At 32.9% G+C, this 1,551-nt stretch carries 2 protein-coding genes; one reads left to right on the plus strand and one right to left on the minus strand.

The window, feature by feature from the left end; translation table 11 throughout:
• Positions 1-386 precede the first annotated feature (386 nt).
• Complete coding sequence (locus AC1DRF_RS27270; RefSeq protein ID WP_477742218.1) at positions 387-848, plus strand: hypothetical protein; 462 nt, start codon at positions 387-389, stop codon at positions 846-848.
• 57 nt (positions 849-905) lie between these two features.
• Here AC1DRF_RS27270 and AC1DRF_RS27275 read toward each other — a convergent pair whose 3' ends face one another.
• Complete coding sequence (locus tag AC1DRF_RS27275) at positions 906-1,058, minus strand: hypothetical protein (RefSeq protein ID WP_170960212.1); 153 nt, start codon at positions 1,056-1,058, stop codon at positions 906-908.
• Positions 1,059-1,551 lie beyond the last annotated feature (493 nt).

The following is a 1,551-nucleotide window of genomic DNA, read 5'->3' on the forward strand; positions in this document are numbered from 1 at the left end:
GTTTTCCTCCCAATTAATTTCTATACCCCTGTATGTATACTATATTCAAAAGAAAGAATCAACACAGAAGCACTCTATCTCATTTCTCTCTGTAAGAAAAATGGTCTTTTTACACTTTATTATGAAACCACAATAAAGTGACGAAATCAATCATTATTTATTTTGATTTTTCAAAAGATTTAAATACTAGTAAACAGATCGTTTTTTCTTATTATAATGAAGAAACGCAGAATTTTTATTTTCACTTCCCCTTTTCTTTCCAGTTAAAACTGAGGTTCGCTTATGAGTAATACATTAGAACCAATGTTGCACAAACGTCAGAAAAATGATTCTAAAAATGAAGGATACGAGATAGGATAGTATGAACACGTGAAGGGAGAGATATGATGTTTGATTTGTACTATGTTGTATTATTTACAGATCAAGGTGAGGTAGCAGGCACCTGCCCCATCTATATAAGTCCCGAAGAAGACGTTGAAAAAGAACTATTAAAAAATATCACTTTGCATAAACAAAGGCTGCAGTCAAAAAAAGAAAAAGTGTTTTATTTTGACCAGGATAAAGAGGATATGACAGATTTATCAGATCAATATACACACATCCTTACATTTACTAACAGCGACAGTCAGATTGCAAAATGGCTGGAAGAAGCACATGAAAAGCTGTGCAAAACCGGTGAGCTTTTTGTGGAGAACGGTTATTTTCAAAGCGTTTTTATGCAATATATTAATCAAAAAAACAATGTTTTAGAAAATTACTCGTATGACGTTTATGAGAAATCCGTAAAATTCATATATCGAACGAGAGACTATATTATGATTGGCTCAGAAAAATACGAGTTAACTTAAAAATGCGATATACACCAAAAAGGAAAGCTTCGGAAACGAAAGCTTTCCTTTTTTAGATTAATCTCCGTCAAGGTTTGCCCGACAATTATTATGAGACAAAGAGGTACTTTGTGCTTCATGCTGTTTTTTCTCACCCTGCATTGTCATATCATCTTTTTCCGTTCTTCCTTTAGCGATGTGTTTAGTTTTATTTCCTTGGTTTAATGTCATGTTCATTCCCCTTTCTGGTGGATATAGTGTATGAAAATAACTCACACGCCATAAGAGGAAATGATATGAAAAAGCCCCTCTTAAATTGAGTGAGCTTTCTGCCTAAAACTGCTTTTCCTTTTATTGCTGAATCCGCATGAAAGGATATTCTCTATTTTAAACGTTCGCTTCTCGTTCCTTAGTAAGCACCAAGCTTTTACGCTCTGAGGATAAATTTTATACACAATAATAAATCGCTGTGTCAAACATCCTTTATCGTCCATATAAATAATTTCAACAGGTCGTCTTGAAGAGTAGCTTTCTTGAAGTAGCTGTCGCATAGAATTCGCTCCTTTAATTTTTAGTTTATCGAACGTATGTTCTTTTTTCAAGTGTTTTAAACTGAATAATTCTTTAGCTTTTACAGCTTAAAACGGGGAAAAGCATGGGGAAAATAATAAAAATCATACAAATATTAGGTAATTGTGATATGGTAAAAGGGATTACTTAAGTT

This window comes from Priestia sp. P5_B4 (assembly GCF_056400385.1).

Excerpts from the sequence above, each read along its gene's own strand:
- AC1DRF_RS27270 (WP_477742218.1), top strand. The coding sequence starts at position 387 with ATGTTTGATTTGTACTATGTTGTATTATTTACAGATCAAGGTGAGGTA.
- AC1DRF_RS27275 (WP_170960212.1), bottom strand. The coding sequence starts at position 1,058 with ATGACATTAAACCAAGGAAATAAAACTAAACACATCGCTAAAGGAAGA.